General features: G+C 43.9%; 3 protein-coding genes. 1 reads left to right on the top strand and 2 read right to left on the bottom strand.

The genetic code is table 11. The features are described from left to right. A partial coding sequence (locus AB4653_RS10350; RefSeq protein ID WP_372104077.1) for an SGNH/GDSL hydrolase family protein occupies window positions 1-761 on the bottom strand: 761 nt, incomplete at its 3' end. Window positions 762-1,038: 277 nt separating this feature from the next. Between AB4653_RS10350 and AB4653_RS10345 the strand changes: the two genes are divergently transcribed. Next, window positions 1,039-3,099 (top strand): alpha-amylase family glycosyl hydrolase, encoded by a 2,061-nt coding sequence (locus AB4653_RS10345; RefSeq protein ID WP_102258249.1) that lies wholly within the window; start codon window positions 1,039-1,041, stop codon window positions 3,097-3,099. A 111-nt stretch (window positions 3,100-3,210) separates the two neighbouring features. On the opposite strand, the gene AB4653_RS10340 is transcribed toward AB4653_RS10345, so the two are convergent. Then, the gene (locus AB4653_RS10340; RefSeq protein WP_009846247.1) at window positions 3,211-3,723 is read right to left on the bottom strand and encodes an RNA methyltransferase; all 513 of its coding nucleotides are present in this window, start codon (window positions 3,721-3,723) and stop codon (window positions 3,211-3,213) included. Window positions 3,724-3,955: the final 232 nt, after the last annotated feature.

The raw sequence follows: 3,955 nt of genomic DNA, 5'->3' as shown, positions 1-3,955 counted from the left end.
TCATCACATGAGTATTCATTCGATAAAAGCTTATTAGGTGACAATACTGAATTCACATCTAAGAACGCAATGTCTTGCTGGGAACAGTACTCGCTTATTTTGCTATTAAGCAGCTCCACCGATGGGTTCAAACCTTGCAGTTTAGAGCCAACATAAAGCGTTGATTGCACCAATATACGAATATCGTTTTCTTGCCACACTTCAAGCATATCAATGTAGTTCCGGTAGATATGTTCGACATCATTACCCTGAGCCAAATCGTTTATCCCTGCCATAAAGCACACCAGCTTTGGCTTCACATTCAACGTGGTATCAATACGGCGCAACATGCCAGTTGTGGTGTCACCCGCTAAGCCACGGTTGACCATCGAAACATCGCGAAAGATATCCGCCCAAGGTGCCCATTCGGTGATCGAATCACCAAACATCACTAGGTCTGCATTTGGGGAAAAATGGCGGTGATTGTCCGATGTCATGATGTAACGACTCATACTGTGGCCTCGTTGCTGAATCTCAGACTGAAGAGCAACCGCTTTGAGAATATCACTGTCCGGTGTAGTGCTATCAAATTGAGCCAGCAACCCTTCGATGTGAGGCTTAAAAGGGCTAAGACGAGTGCTCAGTTGGTGGTGTTCTTTAAGGGAAAATAACCTCTCTAGTAATGCATACAGAGAGCGGTTTTGACCAACTTCTTGGAATAACTGATAGAGATCGAGGACAGGGTGTTGCTGCAGCGCGGCAAGTAATTGCTTGTCTTCCATGGTGTTATCTAACCCTTCAATTATCTAATGATGAACCCAAGATAATATCCGATTGCTTTCGGGATAGATAACATTAGAAACAGAGAATGACTTATTCTCAACAAGGCTGGTACATACCGCATAAAAATATCTTCCTGTACAAATCTCGTTCCGACTCAAAAATCAGCACTTCATCATAATATGTATAAGAAATTAGCCACATATTGTGACCTCAGTCTCTCAGCCTACCGTCTACTCCTATTGCCACTATTTAACGGAGGATTTATAGAATATCAGGATGGTGAATAATAGGTTAAATCATAATAATAAGGACCTTTACGTGAAACTTTCTCTATCCAATACCGCGTTGGCCGTTACCGCCATCCTACTTGCAGGTTGCCAATCTGCACCTGAATCAGTTCAAGAACCAACAGCATACCAATGCCAAACGAATACCAATGCCGACGTGAATGACTTGAGGATCTATCAAGTGATGGTCGAAAGCTTTGTCAGTGGCGATGACTCAATTGGTCATGGGACAGGCTATGGAACCAGTCACCATAACGGAGATATCCAAGGTATTATCGACTCACTTGATTACATTGAATCTCTTGGCATGAACGGCATTTGGCTAACCCCAATCTTTAATTCAGAGCCTATCGAAAACCAAGACCATTGGGCTGATAGACTGGATGCAACCGGTTATTTTGCCACCGATTATTTCAATATCGATCCGAGATTCGGCACGATGGAAGAAGCTAAAACCTTAGTTGAAGAAGCGCATGCTCGAGGGCTTTATGTCTTCTTTGATGGCGTATTTGGCCACCACAAAAAAAACGTAGTGCCGTCACCAAAAGGTAAGCTGCCCCAAGGAGAGGATAATCCAGTCTCATACCCTGAGAGCCTAGCCTTCTATCAAGAAGTTGCCGAGTATTGGATCAAAGAGCTCAAAATTGATGGTTGGCGCTTAGATCAAGCTTATCAAGTGCCAAAAGAAGCTTGGAGTCAAATCAGAGAAACGGTAGACACCGCATCTTCTCAAGTCGAATACGTAAACAGCGAAGGTAAAACCGTGAACCCTCTGGGTTATATGGTCGCGGAAATTTGGGCAGGTGAGAACCGCATTATTGAAACAGGCTACGGTTCAAATGAAGCACCGGCCTTATGTTCTGCGTTTGATTTCCCTATGCGCTACCGCCTGACGGAAACCTTTGCTGTAAACGAAGCTGGCGTGGGGAACAAAGGTGGAGAGTGGCTTGCAGAAGGCATGTCTTTACATTCGTTATACCCAGACCACGCGAAGCCAAATTTAATGATCGGTAACCATGACCTTGTGCGCTTTGGTGACTTATTACAGCGCGGTGATATCGCTTCTCCACAAGACAAAGAGTATTGGCAGCGCTATAAAGCGGCATTTTCATTCCAAGCAGCTTATACCGGCCCAATAACCACCTACTATGGGGACGAAATAGGCGATCAGCTAGAAGGTTTTTCAGACAAAGTATGGACTGATGACTGTGCCATTAATGGTCTGTGTGATGATCACGTAGCCCGTACTAGCGGTAAAGTAGAAGGTGTCACAGCTCAACTCAATGCGCACGAAAAAGACTTAAAGCAATACGTGACAAACTTGATGAAACTGAGAGAAACGCACCCCGCTCTATCACAAGGTAAACGTACAAACCTGATGGCCAATGATGTAGCCTATGTCGATCACAAAGCCTATGAAGGCGATACTGTTGTCTACGCAGTGAACGTTACCAACAAAGAACAAACCATAAAACTAGCCAAAGAAAAAGTCGGCTCCATAGCTGATCTGAAGGATATTGAATCCAAGCAATCGATCTCAGCTATTGATGGCCACTACTCTATCGTTCTAAGCCCATTTGAAGCTCGTTTCTTGTCGATAACACAGCCAAGTGAAAAAGGGCCAATTGCGGTGATACTAGCAACAGGAAATGAAGTTGGACAAGGCTTCATGGCTCAATGTGACAATCCAACAATAAAAGCTGAAGGCCCTATTTCGAGCCCACTTTATGTGGTTGGCAATTTTGCTGATTCAGGTTGGAAACACGTGGGTCAACGAGAGTTTGAATATAAAGGTGACAACACTTACCAAGTCGTCACCACTGAAAAACCGGGCAGTTATCGCATGCAATATGCATCCAAGGCTTGGTCACCTCAGTTCACAGCGGATGGGCTTAACCTAAAGTTAGGACAGCTTAACTCGTTAATTAAAGGTGGTTACGGTCAAGATACCGCTATCACTATTCGTAATGCTGGGCAGTATGTATGGAGCTTACAATTCGATGATGCGGGGCAACCATTAAAAATTATGGCTTCCAAATGTGCTGAATAGCCAAACCTAAGATCCGAGATCAACCAAGTAAAAACCCCTTATTCCTACGAATAAGGGGTTTTCTTTAATCTGCATTGGATATTAAGAGGCCAGACACGATTAAAACGATATCTACCCCTGCTTCACTTGCAGGTGATTACGGTTATCGCGGCTTTTCTTGATCAGCTCGTTGCTCTCGTCCATTTCATCTGACTTAGCAAGGCGATCATAAAGTAGCACATTCACTGTTGCTGCTAGATTCATGCAACCAACAGTTGGTACATAAACAACATGGTCAGCTCGGTCAGCGACATCTTGAGAAATAGAACCATCTTCAGGCCCAAAGATATAGATAGCGTTCTCTGGGTGTTTAAAACGTGGCAGTGGTGTTGCACCCTCAGCCAACTCCACACATACGATCTTAGTTTCTGAATTAAGGTTATCTAAAAACGACTCGACACCAGTAAGCGGGATAGTGCGCGTTGCACTCTTGGTATCGGTGTGAAATTTTGCAGCCTTGTCGTAGCGTTGCCCTGTGTATTTAACTTCGTCGACTTGGTAGCAACCCGCCGCACGCATAACCGCGCCAACGTTTGTCGGGCTCTTTGGGTTAGTTAAACCAATAGTCACATGGCTTTTGTTCATGAATATTTCTCACTTAACGAATAGACATAGCAGGGTGCTACAAAGCGTCGCATTCTACCAAAGCAGCGCCAAATTCAAAAGCATCGAAACGAACGGCTCTTTTTACAGATAAGTACTTAGTTGCACCACCTATCACTTCAAAACCTAACCGCCATCATATTTATCAAACAAAAAGGTTTTAGGATAACAATTCAACAACAAGTCCGTTTACATTTCGAAACCACATTAATAA

Source organism: Vibrio sp. 10N.222.48.A3 (assembly GCF_041475345.1).
Lineage (GTDB): Bacteria > Pseudomonadota > Gammaproteobacteria > Enterobacterales > Vibrionaceae > Vibrio > Vibrio tasmaniensis_A.
This window is presented reverse-complemented; position numbering and strand designations above follow the sequence as displayed.